This is a genomic window from Pseudomonas sp. GM50, assembly GCF_000282375.1.
Classification (GTDB): domain Bacteria; phylum Pseudomonadota; class Gammaproteobacteria; order Pseudomonadales; family Pseudomonadaceae; genus Aquipseudomonas.
The window spans coordinates 1-15,448 of record NZ_AKJK01000046.1 but is presented as its reverse complement, the minus strand read 5'-3'; the positions used below and the strand labels follow the sequence as shown (position 1 = coordinate 15,448).

The 15,448-nt window shown below is 60.6% G+C and carries 12 protein-coding genes; 4 read left to right on the top strand and 8 right to left on the bottom strand.

Features of this window, described 5'->3' with window-relative positions; translation table 11 throughout:
* Positions 1–19 precede the first annotated feature (19 nt).
* A complete protein-coding gene (gene yjgA / locus PMI30_RS19000; protein WP_007901505.1) occupies positions 20–544 on the top strand; it encodes a ribosome biogenesis factor YjgA in 525 nt (174 codons plus the stop codon).
* 48 nt (positions 545–592) lie between these two features.
* Here yjgA and tldD read toward each other — a convergent pair whose 3' ends face one another.
* The 8 genes from tldD to mreB all read right to left on the bottom strand — a co-directional run bounded on the left by tldD (position 593) and on the right by mreB (position 11,979).
* Positions 593–2,035 carry a metalloprotease TldD gene (gene tldD / locus PMI30_RS19005; protein WP_007901504.1) on the bottom strand — a complete coding sequence of 481 codons (1,443 nt, stop codon included), beginning with the start codon at positions 2,033–2,035 and terminating at the stop codon, positions 593–595.
* Between the two features lie 12 nt (positions 2,036–2,047).
* Positions 2,048–2,902 carry a carbon-nitrogen hydrolase family protein gene (locus PMI30_RS19010; RefSeq protein WP_008008607.1) on the bottom strand — a complete coding sequence of 285 codons (855 nt, stop codon included), beginning with the start codon at positions 2,900–2,902 and terminating at the stop codon, positions 2,048–2,050.
* Between the two features lie 179 nt (positions 2,903–3,081).
* A complete protein-coding gene (locus tag PMI30_RS19015; RefSeq protein WP_008008605.1) occupies positions 3,082–6,885 on the bottom strand; it encodes a YhdP family protein in 3,804 nt (1,267 codons plus the stop codon).
* A gap of 75 nt (positions 6,886–6,960) precedes the next feature.
* Positions 6,961–8,418, bottom strand: coding sequence for a ribonuclease G (gene rng / locus PMI30_RS19020; protein ID WP_008008603.1), 1,458 nt, complete (start codon positions 8,416–8,418; stop codon positions 6,961–6,963).
* A 57-nt stretch (positions 8,419–8,475) separates the two neighbouring features.
* Entirely contained in the window at positions 8,476–9,072 is a 597-nt protein-coding gene (locus tag PMI30_RS19025; RefSeq protein ID WP_008008602.1) for a Maf family protein, read from the bottom strand.
* Positions 9,073–9,161: 89 nt separating this feature from the next.
* Positions 9,162–9,653, bottom strand: a complete 492-nt coding sequence (gene mreD / locus PMI30_RS19030; RefSeq protein WP_008008600.1) for a rod shape-determining protein MreD — start codon at positions 9,651–9,653, stop codon at positions 9,162–9,164.
* Positions 9,653–10,798 (bottom strand): rod shape-determining protein MreC, encoded by a 1,146-nt coding sequence (gene mreC, locus PMI30_RS19035; RefSeq protein ID WP_081501268.1) that lies wholly within the window; start codon positions 10,796–10,798, stop codon positions 9,653–9,655. Before mreC ends, mreD begins: the two co-directional genes overlap by 1 nt.
* A gap of 143 nt (positions 10,799–10,941) precedes the next feature.
* Entirely contained in the window at positions 10,942–11,979 is a 1,038-nt protein-coding gene (mreB, locus tag PMI30_RS19040; protein ID WP_002555108.1) for a rod shape-determining protein MreB, read from the bottom strand.
* A gap of 210 nt (positions 11,980–12,189) precedes the next feature.
* On the opposite strand from mreB, the gene gatC reads away from it, so the two are divergent.
* The 3 genes from gatC to gatB are packed head-to-tail and all read left to right on the top strand — an operon-like array spanning position 12,190 to position 15,401.
* On the top strand, positions 12,190–12,477 hold the full coding sequence (gatC, locus tag PMI30_RS19045) for an Asp-tRNA(Asn)/Glu-tRNA(Gln) amidotransferase subunit GatC (RefSeq protein WP_007901429.1): 288 nt from the start codon (positions 12,190–12,192) through the stop codon (positions 12,475–12,477).
* A 16-nt stretch (positions 12,478–12,493) separates the two neighbouring features.
* On the top strand, positions 12,494–13,945 hold the full coding sequence (gene gatA, locus PMI30_RS19050) for an Asp-tRNA(Asn)/Glu-tRNA(Gln) amidotransferase subunit GatA (RefSeq protein ID WP_008008597.1): 1,452 nt from the start codon (positions 12,494–12,496) through the stop codon (positions 13,943–13,945).
* A 10-nt stretch (positions 13,946–13,955) separates the two neighbouring features.
* Positions 13,956–15,401 carry an Asp-tRNA(Asn)/Glu-tRNA(Gln) amidotransferase subunit GatB gene (gene gatB / locus PMI30_RS19055; RefSeq protein WP_008008595.1) on the top strand — a complete coding sequence of 482 codons (1,446 nt, stop codon included), beginning with the start codon at positions 13,956–13,958 and terminating at the stop codon, positions 15,399–15,401.
* Positions 15,402–15,448 lie beyond the last annotated feature (47 nt).

The following is a 15,448-nucleotide window of genomic DNA, read 5'->3' as shown; positions in this document are numbered from 1 at the left end:
TTCTTTGCGGACGGCCACCATGGTTGATTCTTACGACGACTCCCTCGATACGGGAGAAAAAAGCAAATCCCAGGTTAAACGCGAGCTGCATGCTCTGGTTGACCTTGGCGAGCGCCTTACAACACTCAAGCCTGACTTGCTGGCAAAACTGCCGTTGACCGACGCTATGCGCCGGGCCCTGGCCGATGCTCCCAAGCACACCGCGAATATCGCGCGTAAACGGCACCTTATGTTCATCGGCAAACTGATGCGCGATCAGGACACTGACGCCATTCTGACTCTGCTCGATCAACTGGATGCCTCCACTCGGCAGTACAACGAACGTTTCCATGGCCTGGAACGCTGGCGCGATCGCTTGATCGCGGGCGACGATGCAGTCCTGGAGAAGTTCGTGCTCGACTACCCGGAAGCTGATCGTCAGCAATTGCGCTCCCTGATCCGTCAGGCCCAGCACGAACTGGCGACCAACAAGCCACCGGCCTCGAGCCGTAAAATCTTCAAGTACATCCGTGAGCTGGACGAGACTCAACGCGGTCTGCGTTAAGTCCCGAATCGGGTGAGTCGCTACGCGGTTCACCCGAAGCTCCATCCCTCAAGATCCTGTGCCACCCACAGTGATCGCATCGATTTTCAGCGTTGGCTGGCCGACACCCACCGGCACCGACTGCCCATCCTTGCCACACGTCCCCACACCGCTGTCCAGCGCCAGATCGTTACCGACCATCGACACTTTGCTCATGGCTTCCGGGCCGTTACCGATCAACGTCGCGCCTTTGACCGGGGCAGTAATCTTGCCGTCTTCGATCAGGTACGCCTCGCTGGTGGAGAACACGAACTTGCCGCTGGTGATGTCCACCTGACCGCCGCCGAGGTTGGCGCAGTAGATGCCGCGCTTCACCGAAGCGATGATTTCCGCCGGATCGCTTTCGCCCGCCAGCATGTAGGTGTTGGTCATGCGCGGCATCGGCAGGTGCGCGTAGGATTCGCGACGACCGTTACCGGTGCGGGCCACGCCCATCAGGCGCGCATTAAGCTTGTCCTGCATATAACCTTTGAGCACACCGTTTTCGATCAGCGTGGTGCACTCGGTCGGTGTGCCTTCGTCGTCGACGCTCAGCGAACCACGGCGCCCGGCGAGGGTGCCGTCATCGACGATGGTGCAGAGCTTCGAGGCAACCATCTCGCCCATGCGCCCGCTGTAGGCCGAACTGCCCTTGCGGTTGAAATCGCCTTCCAGGCCATGACCGACAGCTTCATGCAGCAACACGCCGGACCAACCGGAACCCAACACCACCGGCAACGTACCGGCCGGGGCCGGGATCGCTTCCAGATTCACCAGCGCCTGACGCAACGCTTCGCGGGCATAGCCCATGGCGCGGTCGTCGCTGAGGAAATAGCGGTAATCGGTACGACCGCCACCGCCATGACCGCCACGCTCACGACGGCCATTCTGCTCGACGATCACACTGACGTTGAAACGCACCAGCGGCCGCACATCCGCCGCCAGCCCGCCGTCGGTGGAAGCAATCAAAATCCGTTCCCAGACCCCGGCCATGCTCACAGTGACTTGCTGGATACGCGGGTCGAGGGCACGGGTCGCCACGTCGATACGCTTGAGCAGCTCTACTTTCTCGGCACGGGTCATCACTTCCAGCGGGTTATCCGGCCCATACAATTGGGCGACATCCTGGGTGGTGAATGCCTGCACAGTGCCGTTCTGCCCGGCCCGGGAGATCGAACGGGCCGCACGGGCAGCCGCGCCCAGTGCTTCGAGGGTGATCGCATTGCTGTAGGCGAAACCGGTTTTTTCACCCGATTGCGCACGCACGCCGACTCCCTGGTCGAGGTTAAAGCTGCCTTCCTTGACGATCCCGTCCTCCAGTGCCCAGGACTCGGAAATTTGCCCCTGGAAATACAGGTCGGCGGCATCGATGCCCGGGCCGGCCAGATCGCCGAGCACACCTTGCAGGCTCTCGATCGTTACGCCGCCGGGCGCCAGGAGGTGTTCACTGACGGAGGACAACAACTCGCTCATATGCTTTACGCCTTAAATTCGTCGTTCTGATGCAGGTCGCTGGGCGCCCTGCGAGAAAAAGCGCCGGTGAGTGGACACCGGCATCCGCGCCCTGATGGACGCCTGTTCGCTGCTGTCGCGTTCGGCCAGCAGCACGGCCTCGCCTTGATCCTGTTGCGCCAGCACACGCCCCCATGGGTCGATAATCGCGGCATGACCAAAGGTTTCTCGTGGCCCCGGATGCGTCCCACCCTGGGCGGCCGCGAGCACATAGCACTGAGTCTCGATAGCCCGCGCGCGAATCAGCACGTCCCAATGGGCCGCGCCGGTCACCGCGGTAAAGGCCGACGGTGCAGTAATCAACTCCGCGCCGGCCGCACGCAATTCGCTGTACAGCTCCGGGAAACGCAGGTCGTAACAAACCGTCAGCCCGACCCGGCCCACCGGTGTGTCGGCAACCACCACACCACTGCCATAAGCATAGTCATCGGATTCGCGATAACGCCCGCGATTGTCCGCCACGTCCACGTCGAACAGGTGCAGCTTGTCGTACCGTGCCACAGTCTCGCCCTGATCATCCACCAGCAACGAGCATGCATGCACTTTGGCCGTCGGTTGATCCACCGGCGGCAACGGCAATGTGCCGGCCACTATCCATAACTTGAGGTCGCGGGCGGTCTGTTTCAACCACGGGAGGATCGGGCCTTCGCCCAAGGCTTCGGCGCGGCCGATGTCGGCAATGTCGCGACGGCCCATGGCAGCGAAGTTTTCCGGCAGCACGGCTAGCTGCGCACCACCGGTCGCCGCCTGCTCAAGCAGACGACGGGCCTGGGCCAGATTGGCCAGCACATCGCTCTGGCTGACCATTTGAATCACCGCTACAGACATGGCCATTTCCTTACTCAAAACAACACATGACCCCCTGTAGGAGCGAGGCTTGCCCGCGAAGGCGTCTTTCCTGACGCACCGCAGTGCGTCGGTTCGCGGGCAAGCCTCGCTCCTACAGGCGCATTCGAACGTACGGACATGCTACTCCATAGGCCCAAAGAGTGCTTTTTCAAAAGAATTCAAAAAGGCTTGTCGAAAGTGATTTTCGGTTCTTTCCATGGGCCTTTGACGGTGTATTTGACGCTGGCAAAGCGCGCCACGCGGTCACCAATCAACTTATCGATCAGGAACAGCGCCCCGCCGACGGCCGGTGCACCGACGATCAGTGCCGCAATCGGCAGGTTGTTGGTCACCGGCAAAGTCACCAACAACTTGGCATCGACCTGATCACCCACCAGGTCCAGCGTGCCGTTGAGCTCCACATTGCTCGACGGACCGGTCAGCAGAATGGGTTCACGGGTCACGTAGACCCCGTTACTTGCGACCAGCAAGCCTTTGACCCGGTCATAGCTCAAGCCTTTGCCGAACAGGTCGGAAAAGTCCAGGCGCAAGCGGCGGCCGATGGAGTTGAAGTTGAGCAGGCCAAATACCCGCAACGCCTGAGCGCTGCCCTCGACTTCAACAAACTGACCTTTATTCAGTGACGCATCAAGGCTGCCGGAGAAGCGCTTGGTCGCCAGCCACGCCGGTGACCCAGGCCAGCGACCGTCGACATCCATGTGAAACTCTTCGCTGGTGACGCTCGGCGCAAACCCCCAGCCCTTGAGCACGTCGGCAAGGTTCTTGCCACTGACTCGGCCCTTGTACCAACTGCTGGAATTACCCGGCGTGCCTTCCCAGCCACCGCTGCCCTGCAAGAGGATGCCCTTGAGGCCCAGATCCAGGGTATTGAAGGCAACTCCCTTTGCGGTCGGCCGGACTTTCAAATGCCAGGCGCCCACCAGATCCTGCCCCTGGAACAGCTGATTGATGGTGATATCCAGCGCCGGGATCTTCGTCGGGTCCACGGTGGCCAGCGGGTCCGGCGAATTCTCGTCAGCCAGCACCGTAGGGTCTGGTGCCGGCAAACGTACGTATTGCAGATTGACCGCAATCGGTGCGGCTTTCGCATCGAGAATACCGACACTGCCCTTGGCCTGCTGACTGTCGAGTTGCAAGGCCCACGAGGCCGGTTTACGTGTCAACTGCACCGATGCCTGATCGAGGGTGGTGCCGAAACCAGTGAGTTTGCCAACCTTCAAATCCGCGCCACTGAGCAACTGTTTGGCACTGCCACCTGGATCCTGACCGGCATACCTGGTCAGCAGATCCTGCCAGGGAGCGACATCCAGCTCGGACAGTACACCACGCACGCGCAAACCTTTGGCGCCGGGTAACACGGCATTGCCGCCACCGAGAAGCAACTCGCCGCGACCGTCGGCGAAATTGCCGGTCGGTGCCGCAAACGTGAAGTTCGCCAGTTCACCGTAGTTGACCCAGTAACGCCGCTCCGGGCCTTGCAGGGTCATGCGGAACACGGTGTCGCGCCCGACATCGGCCGCCATGCCGAACGGCGCCGGCAAATCCACCGCCACGCCCTTGAGGTTGGAACTGACCATCAATTGACTGTCGGCGCCATCAAGGTTCAGCTGCAACTGATAAGGGATCATCCCCGTCACCGGCAACGGCTGAGTGACGTTCAGCCATTGGGTGAGTTTCTTGACCTCGACCTCACCCGACGCGGTGACCCGAGTGTTGAGCTTGCCCGGGCTGCCTTCAGCGAATATCTGTGCGGTCACTGGCTTGTCGAACGCTCGAGCCGTGATCTTTTGCCCGCTCAGCCCCTTGGTGCTGTCGAAACGGAAATCGCCCTTGAGTTGCGTCAATTCCAGAGTCGGCTCGCTAAGTTTCAAGCGGGCCTTGTCAGTCTTGAAGTCGACGAGGATTTTCGGCTGCTCGCCTTTGACCAGCGGGATATCGAGTTTGAGCTTGCCTTGCAGATCACCCTCGCCTTCCCAACCGGCAAACGTGTCGGCGGTGCCGATGGGCGCTTCCTGCAGAATCTTCAGGCCATCGCCCAACCCGCCAGCGAACGCGCCGTCGAGGAACAGATGAGTGTTCTGCCCGGCAGGTACACGGGGAATATTGACGTAGACGTCGCTGACCTGAGTGTCGAGCAATTGGCCCTTGCTCGCGAGGATCCGCACACCGCTGTCTTCGATGAACACATCACCGCTGACCTTGCTGACATGCGGCCAGCCCGGCTGAAACGCCAGCTCGGCATCGTGGACCTTGAAAAACAGGCTGATGCTGCGAGCCGTTTCGGCGGCGCCGTGGTTCAGCGAACCCTGGTACTGGAAGAAGCCTTCATCCACCGCGCCCTTGAGAATCGCCGTGCGTAGCCATTCGTCCAGCCCCGGGCTGAGAACCGTCGGCAGGTACTTGGCGGTGTAGCGACCGTCGCCGTCGACCAGGCCGACCCGCAGGTCCATGTAGTCTTCCTGGGTGTGATCGAAATGCAGGCGTATCAGGAAATCGCCGGCAATCTTGCCCTCCTCGCCCAGCACCTTCAGGTACGGCGAGATCAGGGTGAAAGCTTCTTTGTCGAGTTTCCAGGTCAACCGGGCGTTGGCCTGAATGTATTGCCATGGCTTGGCGAAAATCGGGTCCAGGTGCAGGGAAAAATCCTTGCTGTCCATGCGCAGCTCGCCCTGCCCGAGGTCGCCGCTGATGCTGCCACTGACATTTCGCACCGCCGGTGCACCGCGATAAGCGTCGAAGCCGACCTTTTCCAGATTGGCGGCAAAGCTGAATTTGCTGTCATCGGTAGCGGCTGGGCGGAAGTCGATCAACACGTTGCGCAAAACTCCGGTGACCTTGAGCCGCTCGACCGCCGTGGCGACACCTTCGGGCAGCGGACCCAGTGCGTTCAACAGCGGAGTGAGCGGTGTGAGATCCAGACGGTCGGCTTGCAGATGCAAGAGCTCTGGCGTCTTGTCTGTCGCGGCAGTTTGTTGAAATTGCAGTTTCGATTCCCAGCGGGTGTCACCCAGGTTCATCGCCAGAGAATCCAGGGTCACCAAAACGCCTTTGGAACTGCGCTGGAAATACCCGTTAAGCGCCAGATTGTTGATCTGGATCGGCTTGCGCTCGGCATAGGCGCCCTTGAGTTGCGGCGCGTTCAAACGAATCGCGGCGCGTTGCAGGGTGCCTTTGCTCCAGTTCATCCAGAGCTCGCCACCGGCCTTGATCTCGGAAAAATTCCATTGCTGGGTCAGGCGCTCGGGCAACCATTTCGACCAATCGCTTTGCGGCAGGCTCAAGTAAGCGTCCGCTTCGCCGTCCTTCCATTGGGCTGCGCGCAAACGGGTGCGCAGGCTCATCGCCACCGGCTGGCCGTCGGGCAGGGTCAGACGGGCATCGAGCCGCTGGCGGGATGGACCGGTTTTCAGATTCAGGCCGACGTAGGTCAGGGTCAGCGGCGACTCTCCCAACGGCTGCAAGGTGATCTGGCTGTCGAGCACCGACAACTGCTGGACCATCTGCATGCGATGGAGCAGTTGCTCCGGGTCCAGCGGCTGGTCCTGCTGCACCGGCAACCCTTCCAGCGCCCAATGACCGTCCTCACCTTCCTTGAGGCTGATCTTCAGGCCGTTGAGTTCCAGGTGTGCGATGCGCACTTCGCGCGCCAGCAGGCTGGCCCAGAGATCCGGCACCGCGCGCACCTGATCCAGGCGCAAGGCATTGGAACCCTCGCCGACCATCACATCATGGGCCAGCAGAACCGGAGCGAGGCCGCTCCAGTTGCCTTCCAGCTTGCCGATCTGCAGGGGCATGCCCAAGGCATCGCCGGCTTTGTCTTCGACGTCGGCACGGTACTCGGCCACCAGCGGCGTCAGCTCCCGGCCGAGACTGACGAACAGCGCCATCAGCACCAAAACCAACGCACACAGGCCCAGACCCCAGCGGGTCAGTGCGGCCAAAATGCGTGTCAGACGGTCCATGTCAGTTGGCTCCCATGGCAAAAATACTGCAAAAAGCTGAGGCCAGCCGTTCTAGTGGAGTTGAAACACAACGATTCAGAGCAACACCACGTCGTATTGTTCCTGGGAATACATGGTTTCCACCTGGAACCGAATGGTGCGTCCGATAAAGCCTTCGAGCTCGGCGACGTTGCCTGACTCTTCATCGAGCAAACGGTCGACCACTTTCTGATTTGCCAGCACCCGATAGCCTTCGGCCTGATAGGCCCTGGCCTCACGCAGGATTTCGCGGAAGATCTCGTAGCACACGGTTTCCGGAGTCTTGAGTTTGCCGCGACCCTGGCAGCTGCTGCACGGTTCGCACAGCACTTGCTCAAGACTTTCGCGGGTGCGCTTGCGGGTCATCTGTACCAGGCCCAACTCGGTAATGCCGATGATGTTGGTCTTGGCGTGATCGCGTTCCAGTTGCTTCTCGAGCGTGCGCAATACCTGACGCTGATGTTCTTCATCTTCCATGTCGATGAAGTCGATGATGATGATCCCGCCCAGGTTACGCAGGCGCAACTGACGGGCAATGGCGGTGGCGGCTTCGAGGTTGGTCTTGAAGATGGTTTCTTCGAGGTTGCGATGACCGACAAAGGCCCCGGTATTGACGTCGATGGTGCTCATGGCTTCCGCCGGATCAACCACCAGATAGCCGCCGGACTTGAGCGGCACCTTGCGTTCCAGGGCTTTCTGGATTTCGTCTTCGACACCGTACAGGTCGAAGATCGGCCGTTCGCCGGGGTAATGCTCCAGACGGTCGGCGATTTCCGGCATCAGCTCAGCGACGAACTGCGTGGTTTTCTGGAAGGTCTCCCGGGAGTCGATGCGGATCTTTTCAATCTTCGGGCTCACCAGGTCACGCAAGGTCCGCAACGCCAGGCCGAGGTCTTCGTAAATCACACTCGGCGCGCTGATGGTCTTGATCTGTTCGTTGATCTGGTCCCAGAGCCTGCGCAGGTAGCGGATGTCCATGAGGATTTCATCGGCCCCGGCCCCTTCGGCAGCGGTACGCAGAATAAAACCGCCGGCTTCCTTGATGCCTTCCTTGGCGACGCAGTCGGTGACCACTTGCTTGAGGCGTTCGCGCTCGGCTTCGTCCTCGATCTTCAGGGAAATGCCGACGTGGGCGGTGCGCGGCATGTACACCAGATAGCGCGATGGAATCGACAGTTGCGTCGTCAGGCGTGCGCCTTTGGAGCCGATCGGGTCCTTGGTGACTTGTACCACCAGGCTCTGACCTTCATGAACCAGCGCGCTGATGCTCTCCACCGCAGGGCCTTCGCGCAGGGAAATTTCCGAGGCATGAATGAACGCGGCACGGTCCAGTCCGATATCGACGAAGGCTGCCTGCATGCCCGGCAATACCCGCACGACCTTGCCTTTATAGATGTTGCCGACGATCCCGCGCTTTTGCGTGCGCTCGACGTGGACCTCTTGCAGGACACCGTTTTCGACCACCGCCACGCGCGATTCCATCGGCGTGATGTTGATCAGGATCTCTTCACTCATGGCAGGGTCTCGTTCAGGCATGTTCACGATAATGGCCGCATCTTGTCAGTACGACGCTCAGCGCGCGTTAAGGGTTTGCCAACAGGGTATGCCGAAATGGCCGAGTAGCTCGAAGGTTTCGCACAACGGCAATCCGACCACCGCCGAGTAGCTGCCATTGAGCCCGGCGACGAACACCGCGCCCACCCCTTGAATCCCGTAGCCGCCGGCCTTGTCCCGGGGTTCGCCGCTGGCCCAATAGGCCGCTGCTTCGTCGGGGTCGATGTTGCGAAAACGCACCAGGCTGCGCACCACCAAAGACTCGCAACGCTCGCCATTGCGCACCGCAATCGCGGTCAGCACTTCATGTTCGCGCCCGGACAACAGCATAAGCATGGCGCATGCGTCGGCTTCGTCCACCGGCTTGCCGAGAATTTTCCCGTCCAGCACCACGGCGGTGTCGGCACCCAGCACGCAGAAATCGGCGTCGGACACGACTGTGCCATGCCCGGCCTCGGCCTTGCCGCGCGCCAGACGCTCGACATAGGCCAATGGGCATTCTTCAGGTAAAGGGGTTTCATCGATGTCCGCGCTGATGACGGAGAACGACACGCCGATTTGCGTGAGCAGTTCACGCCGACGCGGCGAGCCTGAGGCGAGGTACAGCTGTTTCATCAAGACATCTCCCTGCTAGCGCCCTGTCTCACAAATACTGTTCCTTTTTGTCGAGACAGGGCACCGGTGCGAGCACATGCCTGACCGAATTAATTGATTTTGTAGCGTCGACGCAAACCGCGCAAACCGTAGCTGATCCATGGCCAGAGCAACGCGCTGACCAGTGCCGGCAACACCAGCGCCAGGGTCGGCTGACGATTGCCGGTCAGGGCGCTCAGCCACAACTGAACCAGTTGGGCGAGGCCGAAGATCACCAGAATCACCAGGCTCTGTTGCCACATCGGGAACATGCGCAGGCGCTGTTGCAATGACAGCACCAGGAACGTAATGAGCGTGAGGATCAACGCGTTCTGACCCAGCAACGTGCCATACAGCACGTCTTCGGCCAGCCCCAGGCACCAGGCGGTCACCATGCCGACTTTCTGCGGCAGGGCCAACGCCCAGAAGGCCAACAGCAAGGCCAGCCATAGAGGACGCAGGATTTCCATGAATTGCGGCAGCGGCGAGACGCTGAGCAGCATGCCGATGGCGAAGGTCAACCAGACTATCCAGCCATTTCGGGATGAAGTAGTACCGCCCATTATTCTCTTCCCCCAGTGGTGGCCGGCGCGGAGACAGGCGGTTTGGCAGCAGGCTTCACGGTAGCAGGTTGGGCCACCGGTGGTTTGGCGGCGGGTGCCGATGCCGGTGGCTTGCTGGCAGCATGGGCAGCGGCAGGTTTTGCCGGGGTCGCGGCAGCAGGCGCAGCAACAGGTGCAGCCGCTGGAACGGCCGGAGCAGCGACAGCAGCCGGTATCACCGACGCGGCCGGTTTCGGCACGGTCGCTGGAATGATCGGGCCACCGCCGTGCTGGTCCAGAGCTTCCTGAGCCTGCGCGGCTTCGTTGGCGCGCTCCTCGGCTGTGCGACCGTCAGTGAACACCAGCAACAGATAACGACTGCGGTTCAACGCGGCGGTCGGCACCGCACGAACGATGGCGAATGGCTGACCGGAATCGTGAATCACTTCCTTGACCGTCGCCACCGGGTAGCCCGCCGGGAAACGCTGGCCCAGGCCGGAGCTGACCAGCAGATCGCCTTCTTTAATGTCGGCGGTATCGGCCACGTGACGCAGCTCCAGGCGTTCCGGGTTACCGGTGCCGCTGGCAATCGCTCGCAGACCGTTACGGTTCACCTGCACCGGAATGCTGTGAGTGGTGTCAGTCAGCAACAGTACGCGGGAGGTGTACGGCATCAACTCCACCACCTGACCCATCAGGCCGCGGGCATCGAGTACCGGCTGACCAAGGATCACACCGTCGCGCTCACCTTTATTGATGATGATGCGATGGGTAAAGGGGTTGGGGTCCATGCCGATCAACTCGGCCACTTCGACCTTTTCGTTGACCAGCGCGGAAGAGTTGAGCAACTCGCGCAGCCGAACGTTCTGCTCGGTGAGGGCTGCCAGCTTTTGCATGCGGCCCTGCAACAGCAGGTTTTCGGTTTTGAGTTTTTCGTTTTCGGCGACCAGTTCGGTACGGCTGCCAAATTGGCTGGCCACACCTTGCCATAGCCGCTGCGGCAGGTCGGTGATCCAGTAAGACTGCATCAGCACCAGCGACATTTGGCTACGCACTGGCTTGAGCAGTGTGAAGCGGGCATCGACCACCATCAGCGCGACCGATAGCACGGCCAGCACCAACAAGCGCACGCCCAGTGAGGGGCCTTTGGTGAAAAGCGGTTTAATAAGCCGCTCCTCCCAGGCAAATGTTCTCTTTATTCATACGGCATCAAACCGGCCTGGATGCAGACTGACAGAAGATAAACGCCAACAGGCAGCACTGCAAAGTGCTGCCTGCGCGCTCAACAGCATAGAGGCGATCCGGCGACTTATTCGCTGGAAAGCAGATCCATGGTGTGTTTATCCATCATTTCCAATGCACGGCCACCGCCACGAGCAACGCAGGTCAGCGGGTCTTCGGCGACGATCACCGGCAGACCGGTTTCCTGGGCCAGCAACTTGTCGAGGTCGCGTAGCAAGGCGCCACCACCGGTCAGTACCAGACCACGTTCGGCGATATCCGATGCCAGCTCCGGAGGCGATTGCTCCAGCGCACTTTTCACAGCCTGAACGATGGTGGCCAGGGACTCTTGCAGAGCTTCCAGCACTTCATTGGAGTTCAGGGTGAATGCGCGTGGAACGCCTTCGGCCAGGTTACGGCCACGAACGTCGACTTCACGAACTTCGCCGCCCGGGTAGGCCGTGCCGATTTCCTGCTTGATGCGCTCGGCGGTGGATTCGCCGATCAGGCTGCCGTAGTTGCGACGCACGTAGGTGATGATCGCCTCGTCGAAGCGGTCGCCGCCAACCCGTACGGATTCAGCGTAAACCACACCGTTGAGGGAGATCAGCGCGATTTCAGTGGTACCGCCACCGATATCGACAACCATCGAACCACGAGCTTCTTCGACTGGCAGGCCGGCACCGATCGCAGCAGCCATCGGCTCTTCGATCAGGAACACTTCACGGGCACCGGCACCAAGGGCCGATTCACGGATGGCACGACGCTCAACCTGGGTGGATTTGCATGGAACGCAGATCAGCACACGAGGGCTAGGCTGCAGAAAACTGTTTTCGTGAACCTTGTTGATAAAGTACTGCAGCATTTTTTCGCAGACGCTGAAGTCGGCGATCACACCGTCCTTCATCGGACGAATGGCAGCAATGTTGCCCGGCGTACGGCCGAGCATGCGCTTGGCCTCGGTGCCGACAGCAACGACACTTTTCTGGTTACCGTGTGTCCGAATAGCCACAACGGAGGGCTCATTCAGGACGATACCGCGCTCGCGCACGTAAATAAGGGTGTTGGCAGTGCCCAGGTCAATGGAGAGATCGCTGGAAAACATGCCACGCAGTTTCTTGAACATGGGAAAGGGACCCTAGGCAACGCGTGGGTAAAAAAGTGCGGCAAACTCTAACAACGACAGGGATTTTGGGCAAGGCGCCAATATGTTAAATTGGCGGCTTTTCTGTGCACCAAGCCCCACAATCGCGGCCTTGAGACCGTAGAAATGCGGTAGTGTTCCGACAATCTAACACACGGACGCCGTCCGTTCTGTTTTCCACTGGAGAATCCCATGGCGCTTGAACGCTCCGACGTGGAAAAAATCGCTCATTTGGCCTGCCTTGGTCTCAATGATGCCGATCTTCCACACATCACTTCGGCCCTGAACAGCATTCTCGGGCTGGTCGACGAAATGCAAGCGGTCAATACCGACGGTATCGAGCCGCTGGCCCACCCATTGGAAGCGAGCCAGCGCCTGCGTGCAGACGTCGTGACCGAAACCAATCATCGCGAGGCCTATCAGTCCATCGCACCAGCGGTCGAAAACGGCCTGTATCTGGTTCCGAAAGTCATCGACTAAAGGGAAAGAGCCTGCAATGCATCAATTGACTCTGGCCGAGATCGCCCGCGGACTCGCCGATAAAAAGTTTTCTTCCGAAGAGCTGACCAAAGTCCTGCTGGCGCGTATCACCCAGCTTGACCCGCAGCTCAACAGTTTCATCAGCCTCACCGAAGACCTGGCGCTGCAGCAGGCGAAAGCCGCTGACGCTCGTCGGGCCAACGGTGAGAGCGGCGCCCTGCTCGGCGCGCCGATCGCCCACAAAGACCTGTTCTGCACCCAGGGCATCCGCACCAGCTGCGGCTCGAAGATGCTCGACAACTTCAAAGCACCGTACGACGCCACCGTGGTCGCCAAACTGGCTGCTGCCGGGGCCGTGACCCTGGGCAAGACCAACATGGACGAATTCGCCATGGGGTCGGCCAACGAGTCTAGCTACTACGGCGCGGTGAAAAACCCGTGGAACCTGGAACACGTCCCGGGCGGTTCGTCTGGCGGTTCGGCGGCTGCGGTTGCCGCTCGTCTGTTGCCAGCGGCGACGGGCACCGACACCGGCGGTTCGATTCGTCAGCCTGCCGCGCTGACCAACCTCACCGGCCTGAAACCGACGTACGGTCGCGTTTCGCGCTGGGGCATGATCGCTTACGCATCCAGCCTCGATCAGGGCGGTCCATTGGCCCGCACCGCCGAAGACTGCGCGATCCTGCTGCAAGGCATGGCCGGTTTCGACCCGCAGGACTCCACCAGCATCGACGAACCCGTGCCTGATTACAGCGCCGGCCTCAACGGCTCGCTGCAAGGCCTGCGCATCGGCGTGCCGAAGGAATACTTCAGCGCAGGTCTGGACCCACGCATCGCCGACCTGGTCATGGCCAGCGTTGAAGAGCTGAAAAAGCTCGGCGCCGTGATCAAGGAAATCAGCCTGCCGAACATGCAGCACGCAATTCCTGCGTACTACGTGATCGCCCCGGCGGAAGCGTCTTCCAACCTGTCGCGTTTCGACGGCGTGCGTTTCGGCCACCGCTGCGCAGACCCGAAAAACCTGGAAGACCTGTACAAGCGTTCCCGTGGCGAAGGTTTCGGCCCGGAAGTGCAGCGCCGGATCATGGTCGGTGCTTACGCGCTGTCGGCCGGTTACTACGACGCCTACTACCTGAAGGCGCAGAAAATCCGTCGCCTGATCAAGAACGACTTCATGGCGGCCTTCAATGAGGTCGACATCATCCTCGGCCCAACCACGCCGAACCCGGCCTGGAAGCTCGGCGCCAAGAACAGCGACCCGGTCGCTGCGTACCTGGAAGACGTCTACACCATCACCGCTAACCTCGCCGGTCTGCCGGGCTTGTCCATGCCTGCAGGTTTTGTCGATGGCCTGCCGGTCGGCGTGCAGTTGCTCGCCCCGTATTTCCAGGAAGGCCGCTTGCTCAACGTTGCGCACCAGTATCAGTTGAACACTGACTGGCATACCCGCACCCCAACCGGCTTCTGAGGAGAAACACATGCAATGGGAAGTCGTGATCGGGCTGGAGATTCATACCCAGCTCACCACCCGGTCGAAAATCTTTTCCGGTAGCTCCACCACCTTCGGCTCCGAGCCGAACACCCAGGCCAGCCTGGTAGACCTCGGCATGCCCGGCGTATTGCCGGTGCTGAACCAGGAAGCGGTGCGCATGGCGGTGATGTTCGGTCTGGCCATTGATGCCGAGATCGGTCAGCACAACGTGTTCGCCCGCAAAAACTATTTCTACCCGGACCTGCCCAAGGGCTACCAGATCAGCCAGATGGAATTGCCGATCGTCGGCAAGGGCCACCTGGACATCGCCATGGAAGACGGCACGATCAAACGTGTCGGCGTGACCCGTGCGCACCTGGAAGAAGACGCCGGTAAAAGCCTGCACGAAGAGTTCAATGGTGCCACCGGCATCGACCTGAACCGTGCCGGCACGCCGCTGCTGGAAATCGTGTCCGAACCGGACATGCGCAGCGCCAAGGAAGCCGTGGCTTACGTCAAGACGATCCACGCGCTGGTGCGCTACCTCGGCATTTGCGACGGCAACATGGCCGAAGGCTCGCTGCGCTGCGACTGCAACGTGTCGATCCGTCCAAAGGGCCAGGTTGAATTCGGCACGCGCTGCGAGATCAAGAACGTCAACTCGTTCCGCTTCATCGAGAAGGCAATCAACAGTGAAGTGCAGCGCCAGATCGAGCTGATCGAAGACGGCGGCAAGGTGATCCAGCAGACCCGCCTGTACGATCCGAACAAGGACGAAACCCGTCCGATGCGCAGTAAAGAGGAAGCCAACGACTACCGTTACTTCCCCGATCCGGACCTGCTGCCGGTGGTCATCGAAGACTCGTTCCTCGACGATGTGCGCGCCACCCTGCCGGAACTGCCACCGCAGAAACGCGAGCGTTTCCAGGAACAGTTCGGTCTGTCGGTCTACGACGCCAGCGTCCTGGCCACCAGCCGCGAGCAAGCCGATTACTTCGAGAAAGTCGTGAGCATCGGTGGCGACGCCAAACTGGCGGCCAACTGGGTGATGGTTGAACTGGGCAGCCTGTTGAACAAGCAAGGCCTGGACATCGACCAGTCGCCGGTTTCGGCCGAGCAACTGGGCGGCATGCTGCTGCGCATCAAGGACAACACCATCTCCGGCAAGATCGCCAAGGTGGTTTTTGAAGCCATGGCCAACGGTGAAGGCAGCGCGGACGAGATCATCGACAAGCGCGGCCTCAAGCAAGTGACCGACACCGGCGCAATCTCGGCAGTGCTGGACGAAATGCTCGCGGCCAACGCCGAGCAGGTCGAACAATACCGCGCGGCAGACGAAGCCAAACGCGGCAAGATGTTCGGTTTCTTCGTCGGCCAGGCCATGAAAGCCTCCAAAGGCAAGGCCAACCCGCAACAGGTCAACGAACTGCTGAAAAGCAAGCTCGAAGGCTGACCGCAATGGAGCCAGTTTTAAAGCCTGGCTCTACCCCTTGTGGGAGC